We start from the raw sequence: 14,662 nt of genomic DNA on the forward strand, positions 1-14,662 counted from the left end.
CCTGCGCCCCCTGCATCGACAGCAGCAACGCGGCAAGGAACAGGCATCGCCATATCCTATTCCGCGAGTATGTAAGCGGTCTTTTCAAGGGCGTTCTCTTCCTCGTCTACAAAACGGAAAATGTTCCAGCCAATCCGGACCAGGTCGTTGCTGTTCAGGCGCTGCCGGCCTTCTACTCGCACATCATTGATAAAAGTACCGTTGGTACTGTCTGCGTCAGTGATGAAGTAGTCAACAGCGCCCTCAAGATAGCTGTTTTTTTCCGTCTCGATCACCGCGTGAAGACCGCTTACGGAAATCTCGTCAATGCAGAGCCGGTTTTCCGGGCGCCGGCCAATGCGGGTCAGGGGGCTGTTCAGTTCAAAGGTGTTAACAACCACGTTGTCCACCAGCTGGGAGAGTACTGCCATGGGAAGCTCCAGTTCTATCAGGGTCAGGCAGGCCACAGGGCCTGCACAAGGACGACCGACACATTGTCTGTCGCCCGCTTATCGAGACTGGCATCGATCAGCCGCCGGGCCTGGTCTTGCAGGCTTTCACCGCCGGCCATGATGTCCAGCCATTCATCTTCGGGCACTGCCTCGGGCAGGCCGTCGGAGCAGAGAAGCAGCCGGTCGCCGGGGTCCAGCTGGAATTCTCCAAACGTGGCGGTCACGTCCTTTGAGGACCCCAGCGCCCGGGTAAGGACATTGCGAAAAGGCACTCTTGGCGCCTCCGCCGGGGTGATGGAGCCGTCGTCCACCATGTTCTGTACTACTGTGTCGTCACGGGTTTTCAGCTCAAGGCCTTCCCCGGACAGGTGGTAACAGCGGGAATCCCCAAGGTGCGCAACCAGTGCCTCGCTCCCCTGGAGCCATGCCAGAACCACCGTAGTGCCCATTCTCGCAAGCTCCGGGTCCTCATGTTTTGCGGCATCAAGACGCTCCCCAGCCACTGTAATGGCCTGCTGGAGCAGTTTGCTGGCGTTTCGCAGGCCAGGTTCGGAGCCATCCAGTGCCGGTTCCAGAAGTTCAGTCACTGCTTCAATGGTCAGGCGGCTGGCAATTTCACCGCCTTCATAACCCCCCATGCCATCTGCCACCGCGGCAAATGCCCGGGTGCCGTCCGCGCTGACCTGCCAGGCTATGGCATCCTGGTTGGTGCTCCGCCGGGCCCCGGTATGAGTAATGCCTGCAGCTTGCAGCTTCATCATCAGGAAACCTCCCGGTTTTCCTCTCGCAGCGCCACTTTCTGCAGGGCATCAGCCATGGCGGCAGCACTGGGGAAACGTTTGGCGGGGTCCCGCTGGATGGCCCGGTTGATTATTCGCACCACGCCCTCCGGCAGCTCCGGGGCGTATTCCCGCACGCTTCTGGGGCGTTTGTTCAGCACCTGAAAGGTGAGATTGGCCAGGTTGTCCGCCTGAAAGGGGGTGTTTCCCGAAACCAGCCGGTACAGGGTAATGCCCAGGCTGTAGATGTCGGACGCCCCGGTGACCTTCTGGCCTTTGAGCTGCTCCGGCGACATGTAAAGCGGGCTCCCCATGACGCTGCCAGTGCGGGTTCTGGAATCGTCGGCAATTCTGGCGATGCCAAAGTCGGTGATTTTCAGTTCTCCGGTCTTACGGTTGAAGATGATATTCCCGGGTTTGATATCCCGGTGAACTATCTTCTGGCTGTGGGCATAGTCCAGGGCTTCCGCCACCCGCGCGATCACCTTGAGTGTCACGGCCAGAGGAAGCAGGGTGCCGGCTTTGCCATGGGCACTGAGAGGCCGGCCACTGGCAAAATCCATGGCGATAAACGCTAGGTCGGCCTCTTCTCCGACGTCATAAACAGCCACTATGTCCGGGTGGTTCAGGCGTCCTGCTGCTTCGGCCTCCCGGAAAAACCTCTCCTTCAGATCTTTCAGTTCCGCGCCCTCATACTGGCTGTAGCTGAACGTTTTTATGGCCACGGTGCGGGCTATCTTTGGGTCCCTGCCCAGGTAGACCACGCCCATGGCGCCCCGGCCGAGTTCCCGTTCAATTTCATAACGCCCCAGCACGGGCTTGCTGATAGCCTGGTCCGGCAGAACCAGGGTGCGGGTGGCCTCCAGAGCACCTCCCGTTATTTCGGTGAACCCCGTGTTGACTGTCTCCAGCCCGGCCAGCCGTTCTTTTACGTCCCGGAAATTGTTCTTTCCTGCCAGAATCTGACGCCAGGTGCGGGCAGCCGCATCGTACTGGCGTTTTCGCTCCTGGTGCAGGCCGATGTTGTACTGCAGGTCAAGGGTCTCCGCGTCCACCGGACAGTCGGCCAGCGCCGCCAGGGCGTCGTCGGCCTGGCCCTGTTGCAGCAGCAGCCTGCCGAGCTGATAGCGCGCGTCCCGCACGTTCTCCCGCAGGGCGCGGATTTCCCGGTGCGGCTGTAACCAGAACAGCATCAGGACAAAACCTGCAGCCAGAAAAACCACCACCGAGCCAAGGGGCAGCCATTGCTGTTGAAAGAGGAGGGTCACCGACTGTGCCACTACCATGGTGGCAAGCATCATCAGGACGACCAGTACGGACATGGCCGTGCTGAGGCTCGGTAGAACAGCCACCAGAAAAACAGTGGCCAGGGCAAGAGCGGCCGGGGGTGCGTACTGGGACCAAAGCGAAGTGGCTATCCCGCTGTCCTGCAACGCGGCCGCAAAAGCCGGGGGTGCCAGGGACACCGAGGCGTCAGGCGATGACATCACCAGATCGAAAAGCACCCGGTCAGCCAGGGTGGTAAAAGGCAGCTCCAGGCCAGCCGGCAGAAGCGCAAGGGCAAGGAGGACAGCAGATGCGACCACCACCAGGCGCAGGCTGAAAAGCCGGGAAAACAGGAATCGGATAATCACTTCTCCATGCACAGCCTGACCGGGAATTTTCAACAGTTTAGGAACAGAGCAGGGAAAACGGCACCGAAACTTTTGTGGTTTTTTGTAAGCGATCGCCAGTCAGGCCGCAGCTCCTGCCGCCACACCCGATGCCCAGGCCCACTGGAAGTTGTGGCCGCCCAGATGTCCGGTTACGTCCACCACCTCGCCAATGAAAAACAGATTTGACCGTTCCAGGGTTGCCATGGTTTTCGATGAAAGCTGCCGGGTATCAACGCCGCCCAGGGTGACTTCCGCAGTCCGGTAACCTTCCGTGCCGGCGGGTTTGATGGTCCAGTGATTCAGGGTCTCAGCAATCTGCTCAATGACAGCATTGCGATAGCCCTGGAGTGGCCCGTGCCAGTTGTGCATGTCGGCGAAGGCCTGTGCGAACCGCTTTGGCAGTTGCTGGTTGAGATAATGGCCCAGGGTGGACTGGGGTTTTTCGTGGCGCAGTGCGGTCAGATCCTGCTGGGCGTTCCGTCCCGGCAACAGGTTAATGGCGAGGGTGTCGCCCGGACGCCAGTAGCTGGATATCTGCAGCATCGCCGGCCCGCTCAGGCCCCTGTGGGTCACCAGCATGGGCTCACGGAAATGCTCTCCATTGCACTGCACATCAACAGGACAGCTAACCCCTGAAAGCGGAGCCAGACGGGTTTTCAGCTCGGGATGCAGGGTGAAAGGCACGAGTCCTGCGCGGGTCGGCAGGACCTCAAGGCCAAACTGTCGCGCCAGCTCATAGCCAAAGCCGGTAGCGCCCATGGTGGGAATGGACAGGCCCCCGCAGGCCACCACCAGGGATTCGCAGCTCAGTTTTCCCGCGCTGGTCTGGAGAGCATAGCCGGCTGGAGTTTCTGTTACTTCGGTGGTGACGGTTTCCAGCCTGACTTCGGCGCCTGACCATTCGCACTCGGTCAGCAGCAGGTCCAGAATCTCCCTGCTGCTATCCCTGCAGAAGAGCTGGCCCGCGGCCTTTTCCTCGTGCTCTATGCCATGGCGTTCCACCAGCTCCAGAAAATCCTGGGGTGTATAGCGCTTCAGGGCCGAGATGCAGAAGTGTGGGTTGTCGGAGAGAAAATTGGCGGGGGTGCTGTTGAGGTTGGTGAAGTTGCACCGGCCCCCGCCGGACATCAGGATTTTTTTGCCGGCCTTGTTGGAATGATCCACCACCAGCACCCGGCGCCCCCGGTATCCCGCCGTTGCTGCGCACATGAGGCCGGCGGCGCCAGCGCCGATGATGATGATGTCGTAACTTGAGGACATTGGGTTCCGTCAGCCAGTAAGTGTGGGCCCGCATTATACGGGCTCAGGCTACAGCCGTCAGACCTGAATGCTGCCTTCCATGTAAAACGCTACCTGACCGGCAATGCCGACACGGTCACCATTCAGGGTGCATTTCAGAATGCCACCCCGGCTGGACACCTGATGGGCGACCAGGGTTTCCCTGGCGAGCTTTTCTGCCCAGTAAGGAGTGAGCACACAGTGTATGGAGCCGGTAACCGGATCTTCATCAATGCCAAAGCCCGGGGCAAAGTACCGGCTGACGAAGTCACTCTTCTCCCCGGCAGCGGTGATGATCAGCCCCTGATTGCCGAGTGCCCGGAGCGCGTCCATGTCTGGTGCCGCTTCCCGCACGGCAGCTTCATTGTCGAGTACCAGCATGTAATTGGTGTCGCTGGGCACAAAAAATGCGGTAGCCGGAGCCCCGGGGAGGGCTTTTCTGACCAGTTCGGGCGTTGCCGTCTCTTCAAAGGCCAGGTTGGGAAAGTCCAGCTCCAGCCAGCCGCCTGTTTTGCGGGTTATGCCAAGTGGCCCGCTTTTTGAGCGCAGCAGCAGGCTGTCCCTGTTCCAGCCCAGCCTGTTGAAAAGAACCCAGGCGGTGGCGAGGGTTGCATGGCCGCACAGGGGAACCTCTGCGCCGGGGGTAAACCAGCGGATATGGAAGTCGTACTCTGCGCCTTCAGGTTCCGGCACAAAAAACGCTGTTTCTGACAGGTTGTTCTCCTTTGCGATCTTCTGCATCAGGCCATCGTCCAGCCATTGCTCAAGCGGCACGATGGCCGCAGGATTGCCGCCGAAAACGCTGTCTGTAAAAGCATCGACCTGATACAGGGAAAAAGTTGCCATTGCTGTTCTCCGTTATTGGGCGCGAAAGGGGGCGGAAGCTGGCCCTGGACTGTGAGTCTTCTGACGGTTGGCCTGTTATGACTGGTCCAGATGGCCCCTAAAGCCAGTTGTCGGTTGGTCAGCTGTCCCACACTGGAGTATAAATTGAACCAGATACTTTCGCTCCACCGGGCTTCGCCCAACAACAATAATGAGGAGGCCATCATGTCTCTCAGCTCCACACCGGACGGGGTGAGCGTTGCACCCCGCCATATCCGCTTTGATATCGCCGACGAACTCAAAACCCTCTGGCATGGCAATGATGCCTTCCGCACAGCCTTCTTCAACGCACTTTCACTCCAGTTTCCGGATGGCGAGCAGCAGTTCATCAATGCGGTGCGTCTGTACAGGGACCAGATCGATGACCCCAAACTCAGTGAGGAAATCCGTGGTTTCATCGGCCAGGAGGCCCTTCACAGCCGGGAGCACAAGCATTACAACGAAGGGCTCAAGGCCCGGGGCTATGATATAGACGGGCTGGATGCACGCTTTCGCAAACACATGGAATGGGTGGGTCGCCTGCCGCCAAGTCGCCAGCTGGCGGGTACCTGTGGTGCTGAGCACTACACCGCCGTGCTGGCCAATGCCATTCTGCGCAATCCCCAGTGGATGGAGGGCGCTACTCCTGCAATGAAGGAGCTCTGGCGCTGGCATGCCATCGAGGAAACCGAGCACAAGGCGGTAGCATTTGATGTTTACCGTCACTGCGTGGGTGACGAGCGTCTTCGCCGCCTCGTGTTCCTGTTCGTGACCTTCAACTTCTTCAAGTACACCTTCCTCAACACCTGCAGCCTGCTGAAAACTGAAGGCAAGCTCTGGAGCCTTCGCACCTGGATGGGCGGCATTGGCTTTCTCTGGGGCAAGCCGGGGGTTCTGCGTCACTGTCTGCCGGACTTCCTTGCGTACTTCCGCAAGGGCTTTCATCCCTGGCAGCAGGATAACCGGGAGCTCCTTGAAAGCAGCCTTTCGGAACTGGACAGGACCTACAGCAAGGCCTCTTAGCAGCGCAGCCCACTTTCTCCGGTCTCCAGCACGACCTCCCGGGGAAGTGTCCCGAACGCCGCAGTGGCCGCTACGCGCCGGTTGGCAGCCTTTTGGGATAATTTCCCTTTGACCAGGTCGTGATAGTCTCGATGCTTATCGGGACAGGGTTCCCCTATATTCGTCAGGTACCGGACAATGGCAGAGACAAAAACAGATGTTGCATCGGCGTTGCTGGAACAGCACGTAAAACATGAACTGGCCTCCCTCAAGGGCACCAGATTGCGCAAATTTCTCGGCCAGGAGGTAGCTGAGCTGTTCCAGCGGGCAGAGACTGTCCCGATGAACCGTTTTGTCTCGGTGGATCAGATAATGGGCGTTATCCAGCGCACTGTGGTGGATATGGAACTGGACGGAGGCATTCCCGAGCTTGCCGGAGAGATGGCTGCGGAGGTGATGAACGCTCCGGTGCAGTCGGATACGCGCCTGAAGGACATTCTCAGCCGTGAGCAGGCGACGGCCTTCCTGGAGCAGGGCCTTGAGATGCGGGCGCAGAGGGAGCGGCTGATCGCTGAGATAATGGCTCACCCGGTCTATCAGGAACTGGTGGCCAATGTGGTCTACCACGGGCTGGTAAACTATCTCTATGAAGACAACCTGATAGCGAAAAATGTTCCAGGCGTGGGCTCAATGATGAAATTCAGCCGGAAGATGGCCAACAGGGCTGTGCCAGGGCTGGATGAAACCTTCGAGCGCCGGATCAAGACCTGGCTGTCGGAAAGCCTCCCCGGCCTGATTGCTCGCAGCGAGCAGTTCCTGCAGAAGGCGCTGTCCGACGAAGAGGTTCACGACACCATCATGTCCGCATGGGTAGAGCTGGAAAATTCCACCATCGCCGAGTTCCAGGAAGGCATGGGAAATGTTCAGTTGCAGGAATTCGTGGTGCTCGGCTACGACTTCTGGCTGGGATTCCGCAAAACCCCTTATTTCAGAGGCTGTTGCCAGGCTGTGGTGGAGCACCTGTTCACCAAATATGGTGATGCGCCCGTCTCCGACCTCCTGGCTGATGTTGGGGTTACCGAAGACCTGGTCATGGGGGAAGTGAATGCACTGCTGGTGCCGGCGGTGGACGTGCTCCGGGAGGAGGGTTACCTTGAGGCCATGCTGCGGCGCCGGTTGGAACCCTTTTATCGCTCCGCGGCAGTGAAGAAAATTCTGCAGTGATCTGATACTGCTCTGATCCGATTGATGGAGACGCAATGCCACCGCTGGATCTGTTGTGGGCCTACCTGCTGGCCACCTTTTTGCTGACCGTGACGCCAGGGGTGGATACGCTTCTGGTTATTCGCAATACCGGGCGGGGCGGGCTGCGGGACGGAACCATAAGCAGCCTGGGCATCTGCTGCGGGCTTTTTGTGCATGCCACCCTGTCGGCCATTGGTATATCCCTGATCCTGGTGCAGACAGCCTGGGCCTTTTCAGCGCTGAAATGGGCCGGAGCCTGCTATCTGATCTGGCTGGGTCTGAGCAGTCTCTACCTGGCGGCCCGTCCCATGCCGACTGTCGCGATGAAAAGCGGTGATCGCCCTTCCAGAGTCCGGCCCGGACGCTCGTTCCGGGAAGGCGTGTTATCCAATGTGCTGAACCCGAAAACCGCGCTTTTCTACATGGCCTTTCTGCCCCAGTTCATTGATCCGGCGGGCCCGGCTTTTGCCCAGTCCATTTTTCTGGCCGGCATTCATTTTGTCATGGCGATGGTCTGGCAATGCGGGATTGCGATGCTGGTGGTCAGAACCCACCGCATGACGGTGAACGGGCGCATCAAGCGGCTGATGCATGCGCTCACCGGCGGTGTTTTTGTGGGGTTCGGCACGAAACTGGCTTTTACCACCCAGCCCTGAGAACCGTGCCAGCGACGAAAGCCAGCCACAAAAAAGGGAAGCCGAAGGCTTCCCTTTTTCATTGTCCTGTTATTCCCGGGAGGCCGTTCAGCGCTCCAGATACTGCAGCTTGTCTGGCTTGCCGTCCCATTCTGCGGCATCTGGCAGAGGATCTTTCTTTTCGACGATATTGGGCCATTTGCCCGCAAGTTCGGCGTTAAGTTCTGTGAACTGGGTCTGATCCGCCGGCAATTCGTCTTCCGAGAAGATGGCCTCCGCCGGGCATTCGGGCTCGCACAGGGCGCAGTCGATACACTCGTCCGGGTCGATAACCAGAAAGTTCGGGCCTTCGTAGAAGCAGTCCACCGGGCAGACTTCCACGCAGTCGGTGTACTTGCACTTGATGCAGTTATCGGTAACGACAAAAGTCATAATCGGGTTCCTGGGCTTGTAGTCAGTCTCATCAGCGGGCGAATCATGCAGTCCGGCGGGTGAAAGAAGCCGCAAACCCGGTTCTGGCACGGCGTTGCCTGCTGAACGTCCCTTTCTACTGAGCGTTATGAAAGATGGGCGATATTGTAGGGAGCAGCCCGCCTTGTCGCAAGCACCGCTCCGCTATATGTTTATTACCCGTCCAGTCTGGCCTTGAGGCTGTACAGCTGCTCAAGGGCCTGACGGGGGCTCAGGTCATCCAGATCCAGCTCCGCCAGGGCCTTCTCCACTGCACTGGGTTCCAGCGTCGCGAACATGTCACCCTGCATTACCGCCGGTTCAGGCGCTTTTGCCGTTGTCTTCATCGGAGCAACAGGTGCGGCGCTGCCCTCAAGCTGTTTCAGCTGAAGGCGGGCATTGCTGATGACTCCCGCCGGCACACCGGCGAGCTTCGCCACCTGCAGACCGTAACTCTGGCTGGCGGGACCATCGTGGACATTGTGCAGAAAGACGATTGAGTCATCGTGTTCGGTGGCAGTCAGATGCACGTTGACCGCGTGCTCAAGCTGGTCTGCCAGCTGGGTCAGCTCGAAATAGTGGGTGGCAAACAGGGTGTAGCAGCGGATTTCCCGGGCCAGATGCTCGGCGGTTGCCCAGGCCAGGGACAGGCCGTCGAAGGTGCTGGTGCCACGGCCCACTTCGTCCATCAGCACCAGACTGTGTTCCGTGGCGTTGTGGAGAATGTTGGCGGTTTCCGTCATCTCCACCATGAAGGTTGAGCGGCCTCCGGCAATGTCATCGGAAGAACCCATTCTGGTGAAAATCCGGTCCACCGGCCCCAGGCGCGCCCGGCTGGCTGGTACAAAGCTGCCGGTGTAGGCCAGCAGGGCAATCAGGGCTGCCTGCCGCATGTAGGTGGATTTACCGCCCATGTTCGGGCCGGTGATCACCAGCATCCGGCGTTTGTCATCAATCAGCAGGTCGTTGGGAACATAGGGTTCTTCCAGCAACTGCTCCACCACCGGATGCCGGCCCTGCTCGATATCGAAGCCGGATGTTTCGGAGAATTCCGGGGCGCTGAACCGCAGACTTGTGGCCCGTTCGGCGAAATTGCTCAGCACATCCAGTTCGGCCAGGGCCTGGGCGCTGTCCTGAAGGGGTGCCAACTGCTCGGCCACCGCCTCCAGCACTTCATCGTAGAGAGCCTTTTCCCGGGCCAGGGAGCGGCTTTTTGCGCTCAGGGCCTTGTCTTCAAAGGTTTTCAGCTCGGGAGTGATAAACCGCTCGGCATTCTTCAGGGTCTGCCTGCGGATGTAGTCCACCGGCGCCTGGCCGGACTGGGCCCGGCTGATCTCTATGTAATAGCCATGGACGCGGTTGTAGCCCACTTTCAGGGTGCTGATGCCGGTTCGCTCACGCTCCCGGGTTTCCACGTCCAGCAGATACTGGCCGGCGTTCTCACTGATGTTTCGAAGCTCATCCAGTTCCGCGTCAAAAGCCTCCCGGATGACGCCACCGTCCCGGATCACCACTGGCGGGTTGTCGATAACTGCCCGCCCGAGCAGGTCTTCCAGAGCAGGATATTCTGAAATGGTGGTGGCCAGCCGGACCACATGATGGGAGTTCACTGGCTTCAGAGCCTGCTGCAGCTCCGGCAGGGCACCAAAGGCATCCCGCAGCCGGGCCAGATCCCGCGGCCTGGCTGAACGCAGAGCGACCCGGGCCAGAACCCGTTCGATGTCACCAACCGCTTTTAACAGCTCGTGAACCGGTTCAAAATGAAATCCGTCCAGCAGGGCCGATACAGCCTGCTGGCGGTGCCTGACCACATCCAGGTCCCGCAGCGGCCGGTTAAGCCAGCGCCTCAGCTGCCGGCCGCCCATGGCGGTGGCTGTCCGGTCCATGACCCAGGCCAGGGTGTGCTGGGTACCGCCCATCAGGTTGGTGTCAATCTCCAGATTTCGGCGGCTGGTAGCGTCCAGAATGACGGTTTCCTCACGTCGTTCCCGGCTGAGCTTGCGAATGTGGGGGAGGGCGGTGCGCTGGGTATCTTTGGCGTACTGCAGCAGGCAGCCGGCCGCTGAAATCGCCAGAGTGAGATCTTCACAGCCAAAACCGCTCAGGTCCCGCACCTGTAACTGCTGGGTGATTACCCGGCGGGCGGTGTCTGTTTCAAACAGCCATGGCCCCTGGCGGCGGATACCGGTAAAGCCACTGAGAACCTCTTCATAGGGAAAGTCCTCGCTGATCAGTATTTCGGCGGGCCGCAGGCGCTGCAGCTCCCCCTGCAGGGCTTCAAGGCTGTCCAGCTCGGAAACCGCGAAACGGCCGCTGGAAATGTCCAGGGAGGCGAAGCCGAAGCGTTCCCTGTGGCTGAAAATGGCGGCGAGAAGATTGTCCCGCCGGTCCTCAAGGAAAGCGTCATCGCTCAGGGTGCCGGGGGTGACAATCCGCACTACCTGCCGGTCCACGGGGCCCTTGCTGGTGGCCGGGTCGCCAATCTGCTCGCAGATGGCAATGGACTGTCCCGCCCGGACCAGCCGCGCGATGTAACCTTCCGCCGAATGGTAGGGAATGCCGGCCATGGGTATCGGATTGCCCCCGGAATGCCCCCGGGCGGTCAGGGTGATGTCCATCAGCTCGGCGGCTTTTCTGGCATCGTCGTAGAACAGCTCGTAAAAATCCCCCATCCGGTAAAACACCAGTTCGCTGGGATGTTCCCCCTTGATACGGAGGTACTGCTGCATCATCGGCGTGTGGGCGGGGGTATCGGACTGTGTCACTGCCATGGGAGATCCGGTTTTTGCAGAGGGCCAGGGCCGGCTTCTCTGGATTGGATGAATGACGAAGGCCGGATTGTAAGAGAATCCCGCCACCGATTAAATCACCCGGTGAAAATCCCGTTAATGAAGCGACTGTTGACGATCCACCTGCCAGATTGCAGCATTGCGAAAGCTCCGGTCCGGAATGGCGGCATTCGCCGTGCCTGGCCCCTAAAATTCTCAGGAGGTTCCCATGGCAGTGTCCGACCAACAGCTTGCAGATGCAGGCGATTACCTGGCCGAAGAGCTTCAACGCGTCGGCGGCATGATTGTCACCGCTGAAAGTTGCACAGGTGGCTGGGTTGCCAAGGTTCTGACCGACCGGGCCGGCTCCTCTGGCTGGGTCCATGGTGGTCTGGTGACCTACAGCAATGAAATGAAACAGGCCCTGCTGGGGGTAACCGACCAGTCCCTGCACGGCCATGGCGCGGTCAGCGAACCGGTGGTGCGGGAAATGGTCGCTGGCGCTCTCGCCACCACCGAGGCAGATGTCGCCGTCGCTATCAGTGGCATAGCGGGGCCGGGTGGAGGCTCTGACGACAAACCGGTGGGCACCGTCTGGTTCGCCTGGGGCCGCTCTCCGGCCGATACCGAAGCCGTGGTTGAGGTGTTTTCCGGAGACCGGGATCAGGTGCGGAGGCAGGCTGTACTCTTTGCCCTGCAGGGCGTCCGGGCCTTTTTAACGGAATCCTGAAACAGGGGTTGGTCTGGACGACGGGTTATGTTTTAATACTGGTCAAATATACAGTTAATTACCTGGTTCGCCTCCGGCTCTGAGCAGTTTGGCATGACCAGGTTCGATCACAGCCACCGGCCGGTGGCAGGCGACAGAGGATTTGGTAGCGATGGCAGCCACAGAAGACAACCGCAAGAAGGCATTGGGCGCAGCACTGAGCCAGATCGAACGACAGTTCGGCAAGGGCGCTGTAATGAAAATGGGCGACCAGCCCCGGGAAGCGCTGCCGGCTGTATCCACCGGCTCCCTTGGTCTTGATGTGGCGCTTGGCATTGGCGGCCTGCCTTACGGCCGGATCTGTGAAATCTACGGCCCGGAGAGCTCCGGCAAGACAACCCTGACGCTGCAGGTGATCGCCGAAGCCCAGAAGCAGGGCAAAACCTGCGCCTTCATCGACGCCGAACACGCTCTTGATCCCCAGTACGCCGAGAAGCTGGGCGTCAACGTGGACGACCTTCTGGTATCCCAGCCGGACACCGGCGAACAGGCGCTGGAAATCGCCGACATGCTGGTGCGCTCCAACGCCGTAGACGTCATCATTGTCGACTCCGTGGCCGCCCTGACTCCGAAAGCGGAAATCGAAGGCGAAATGGGCGACTCCCACGTCGGCCTTCAGGCCCGGCTGATGTCCCAGGCTCTGCGCAAGCTGACCGGTAACGTCAAGCACGCCAACTGCCTGATGATCTTCATCAACCAGATCCGCATGAAGATCGGTGTCATGTTCGGCAGCCCAGAAACCACTACTGGTGGTAATGCCCTCAAATTCTACTGCTCCGTTCGCCTGGACATCCGTCGCATCGGTGCGGTCAAGGATGGGGATGAGGTGACCGGGAATGAAACCCGCGTCAAGGTAGTGAAAAACAAGGTGGCGCCGCCATTCAAGCAGGCAGAGTTTCAGATCATGTACGGCAAGGGCATCTATCACATGGCCGAAGTCGTGGACATGGGTGTGAAGGAAGGCTTTATTGACAAGGCTGGCGCCTGGTACGCCTACAATGGCGACAAGATTGGCCAGGGCAAGGCCAACGCCTGCAAATTCCTGGAAGAGAATCCGAAAATTGCCACCGAAGTCGAAGCCAAAATCCGCGAAAAGCTGATGCCCAAGCCGGTCAAAAAGGCCGCGGTTGAAGAGCCGGCGGAAGCGACAGACGAACTGCTCTGATCCAGCCGGTCAGTAAGAGCGCGTGGATGGATTAAATGCCATCCTGAAAGCCGACCTCGCAGGGGGTCGGCTTTTTCATTACAGGGGCAGAGCCCTGGTTCACTGTGAGAGCTCAGCTTATATCCGGGTCAGGAGGAGATGCGCAGCATGGCAGAAGCAAAACAGTTACTGATCGTGGCTCACGCTCCCTCGCCGAACACCATCGCCTTACGGGCGGCGGTTGAACGGGGCGCGCGTCATCCTGACGTGGAAGCGGTTGACGTCCGGGTTCTGCCACCCCTGGAAGCGGGCCCGGAAGATGTGCTGGCCTGCGACGCCATCATACTGGGCACCACAGAGAACCTGGGTTACATGAGCGGAGCTCTGAAAGTGTTTCTTTGCACCGGTAACCTCGTGTCTGAAAGTCAGTGCCATCATTTTATCATGGTGAGAAAAAACGTAGGCCTCCCGTCAGTTACAATTTGTGGCCCATATGTCATGTTCGACTTCACGTTCCAATCCGGATGTCCTGTTGCGGCCCATCATGGTTGATGTTTTGAGGGCGGGCATATGCCAGGAGTGTCGACTGCGGTGTCACTGAGCTGCCCGAGGTTTGCTTCAGTGCCAATGGTGTGTGGGTAATCCACCATTCCTAGCGGTGGCGCTATTTTACGGGGATTACTCTGCCAATGAGGCGAACCACTTTCTATTTTTATTGTCGACAATTTTCGAGAAGGCCCTTACCAGCCAACTCTACACGAAGGGGCGCGGCTTGCTCCCATTCCATCAAATCCAATGGCATAGGCGCGTCCGGATCACATTGAGCAACTAGCTCTTCAAGCTATACTGTTTTCTTTCTGACGTAACTTCCTCAAGTTTCAGCCGCGCCCGACAACACCTCTAGTGGGCACTATTCTGCTGCCTGGCTACGAGAGTCCGTCGCCCACCCGGCTTCGCTCCAGGTTAGCGTTCCTTCCGTCCAAATAAGCTTATGGGCTGGCCACCGACGCCATTGGCCTTATTTTCAGTATTTATCCGATGGTCCCGCCGCAGCGCTGGTGGTACACGATTCCCGGCCGTCCTGTGAGCCAGTAGCAAAAAGAGATAGAATTTCATTCCAGTACGTTACACTTGAGAAAATAGTGTTGCTTGCCCGTTGTCTGGAGTGCTCTCCGAAGGAGTTGGTACCAGATCTGATTTCACTTGAGTAACTCAAGCCGCTCGCGACCCGGGTTAAAGCTAGCAGCGTTTCAAATGGGCGGAGCGTATTCGCCGACCTGAAAGATTGAGAGGATAGCGTCCATCTCAATCGCGTCGAACGCTCACCGGCCTGCAACAACCGGAAGGCAGCTGGGATGGCTGGCCTCATATAATGTGATGGTTTTAAGGGGCCTCTTCTCAGGCTTGGCTCAGTCAAGACCCACCATCGAGTACCGATAAGTAATTGACTACAGTTTCGAGGCCGTCAATGCTCCCCAAAAGATCCTTTGGGCTCTCTCCTCCCAGATGCCTGTTGCTGCAGTGGACCCAGTGCCGAATCGCATCACGATCACGCCCGACCTTAGGACTGAGCCTGCTATATATTCGGTGCAAAGAAGCAATCGTTTCTTCCAGGTGCATGGTCGAATTGCTCAGGAGCTGG

The 14,662-nt window shown here is 58.9% G+C and carries 14 protein-coding genes; 6 read left to right on the forward strand and 8 right to left on the reverse strand.

Annotation, left to right across the window (positions count from 1 at the left end; translation table 11 throughout):
- Positions 1 to 56: 56 nt before the first annotated feature.
- The 5 genes from LG327_RS09880 to LG327_RS09900 all read right to left on the reverse strand — a co-directional run bounded on the left by LG327_RS09880 (position 57) and on the right by LG327_RS09900 (position 4,989).
- Positions 57 to 410 carry an FHA domain-containing protein gene (locus LG327_RS09880; RefSeq protein ID WP_404361651.1) on the reverse strand — a complete coding sequence of 118 codons (354 nt, stop codon included), beginning with the start codon at positions 408 to 410 and terminating at the stop codon, positions 57 to 59.
- Positions 411 to 433: 23 nt separating this feature from the next.
- The gene (locus tag LG327_RS09885) at positions 434 to 1,192 is read right to left on the reverse strand and encodes a PP2C family protein-serine/threonine phosphatase (protein ID WP_404361652.1); all 759 of its coding nucleotides are present in this window, start codon (positions 1,190 to 1,192) and stop codon (positions 434 to 436) included.
- Positions 1,192 to 2,844 carry a serine/threonine-protein kinase gene (locus tag LG327_RS09890; protein ID WP_404361653.1) on the reverse strand — a complete coding sequence of 551 codons (1,653 nt, stop codon included), beginning with the start codon at positions 2,842 to 2,844 and terminating at the stop codon, positions 1,192 to 1,194. The genes LG327_RS09885 and LG327_RS09890 overlap by 1 nt, the downstream gene beginning before the upstream one ends.
- 99 nt (positions 2,845 to 2,943) lie before the next feature.
- Positions 2,944 to 4,125, reverse strand: coding sequence for an NAD(P)/FAD-dependent oxidoreductase (locus LG327_RS09895; RefSeq protein ID WP_404361654.1), 1,182 nt, complete (start codon positions 4,123 to 4,125; stop codon positions 2,944 to 2,946).
- Between the two features lie 57 nt (positions 4,126 to 4,182).
- A complete protein-coding gene (locus LG327_RS09900) occupies positions 4,183 to 4,989 on the reverse strand; it encodes a PhzF family phenazine biosynthesis protein (RefSeq protein ID WP_404361655.1) in 807 nt (268 codons plus the stop codon).
- Between the two features lie 204 nt (positions 4,990 to 5,193).
- On the opposite strand from LG327_RS09900, the gene LG327_RS09905 reads away from it, so the two are divergent.
- From LG327_RS09905 to LG327_RS09915, 3 genes are all read left to right on the forward strand, one after another.
- On the forward strand, positions 5,194 to 6,030 hold the full coding sequence (locus tag LG327_RS09905) for a metal-dependent hydrolase (RefSeq protein ID WP_404369332.1): 837 nt from the start codon (positions 5,194 to 5,196) through the stop codon (positions 6,028 to 6,030).
- A 177-nt stretch (positions 6,031 to 6,207) separates the two neighbouring features.
- A complete protein-coding gene (locus LG327_RS09910) occupies positions 6,208 to 7,233 on the forward strand; it encodes a hypothetical protein (protein WP_404361656.1) in 1,026 nt (341 codons plus the stop codon).
- Positions 7,234 to 7,268: 35 nt separating this feature from the next.
- Positions 7,269 to 7,910 (forward strand): LysE family translocator, encoded by a 642-nt coding sequence (locus tag LG327_RS09915; RefSeq protein WP_404361657.1) that lies wholly within the window; start codon positions 7,269 to 7,271, stop codon positions 7,908 to 7,910.
- Positions 7,911 to 7,997: 87 nt separating this feature from the next.
- On the opposite strand, the gene fdxA is transcribed toward LG327_RS09915, so the two are convergent.
- Positions 7,998 to 8,321 carry a ferredoxin FdxA gene (gene fdxA, locus LG327_RS09920; RefSeq protein ID WP_404361658.1) on the reverse strand — a complete coding sequence of 108 codons (324 nt, stop codon included), beginning with the start codon at positions 8,319 to 8,321 and terminating at the stop codon, positions 7,998 to 8,000.
- A gap of 194 nt (positions 8,322 to 8,515) precedes the next feature.
- Complete coding sequence (gene mutS, locus LG327_RS09925) at positions 8,516 to 11,110, reverse strand: DNA mismatch repair protein MutS (RefSeq protein WP_404361659.1); 2,595 nt, start codon at positions 11,108 to 11,110, stop codon at positions 8,516 to 8,518.
- 226 nt (positions 11,111 to 11,336) lie between these two features.
- Here mutS and LG327_RS09930 point away from each other — a divergent pair, with 226 nt between their 5' ends.
- The 3 genes from LG327_RS09930 (at position 11,337) to LG327_RS09940 (ending at position 13,572) form a co-directional block, all read left to right on the forward strand.
- Positions 11,337 to 11,837 (forward strand): nicotinamide-nucleotide amidohydrolase family protein, encoded by a 501-nt coding sequence (locus tag LG327_RS09930; protein ID WP_404361660.1) that lies wholly within the window; start codon positions 11,337 to 11,339, stop codon positions 11,835 to 11,837.
- A gap of 151 nt (positions 11,838 to 11,988) precedes the next feature.
- Positions 11,989 to 13,041 carry a recombinase RecA gene (gene recA / locus LG327_RS09935; RefSeq protein WP_404361661.1) on the forward strand — a complete coding sequence of 351 codons (1,053 nt, stop codon included), beginning with the start codon at positions 11,989 to 11,991 and terminating at the stop codon, positions 13,039 to 13,041.
- 147 nt (positions 13,042 to 13,188) lie between these two features.
- The gene (locus tag LG327_RS09940) at positions 13,189 to 13,572 is read left to right on the forward strand and encodes a hypothetical protein (RefSeq protein WP_404361662.1); all 384 of its coding nucleotides are present in this window, start codon (positions 13,189 to 13,191) and stop codon (positions 13,570 to 13,572) included.
- An 861-nt stretch (positions 13,573 to 14,433) separates the two neighbouring features.
- Here LG327_RS09940 and LG327_RS09945 read toward each other — a convergent pair.
- Entirely contained in the window at positions 14,434 to 14,640 is a 207-nt protein-coding gene (locus LG327_RS09945) for an MbcA/ParS/Xre antitoxin family protein (protein WP_404369335.1), read from the reverse strand.
- Positions 14,641 to 14,662: the final 22 nt, after the last annotated feature.

It is taken from the genome of Marinobacter sp. (assembly GCF_044799475.1).
GTDB lineage: Bacteria > Pseudomonadota > Gammaproteobacteria > Pseudomonadales > Oleiphilaceae > Marinobacter.